Annotated in this window: 1 protein-coding gene; it reads left to right on the top strand. The window is 56.6% G+C overall.

All coding sequences use genetic code 11. The features are described from left to right. On the top strand, positions 1 to 316 hold a 316-nt coding region (locus M5B98_RS28675), incomplete at both ends, for an EF-Tu/IF-2/RF-3 family GTPase (RefSeq protein WP_248744687.1).

Below are 316 nucleotides of genomic sequence, written 5' to 3'. Positions count from 1 at the left end.
CGCCCTGGAAATCGTTGGTCTGCGTGACACCACCACCACCACCTGCACCGGTGTTGAGATGTTCCGCAAGCTGCTGGACGAAGGTCGTGCTGGCGAGAACTGCGGCGTTCTGCTGCGTGGCACCAAGCGTGACGACGTTGAGCGTGGTCAGGTTCTGGTTAAGCCGGGTTCGGTTAAGCCGCACACCAAGTTCACTGCAGAAGTTTACGTTCTGAGCAAGGAAGAAGGCGGTCGTCACACTCCGTTCTTCAAAGGCTATCGTCCACAGTTCTACTTCCGTACTACTGACGTGACTGGTAACTGCGAGCTGCCAGAA

It is taken from the genome of Pseudomonas sp. MWU12-3088, from assembly GCF_023242405.1.
Classification (GTDB): Bacteria; Pseudomonadota; Gammaproteobacteria; order Pseudomonadales; family Pseudomonadaceae; genus Aquipseudomonas; species Aquipseudomonas kribbensis.
Note: the sequence above shows the minus strand (reverse complement) of the source record. Positions and strands in the feature narration are given on the sequence as shown.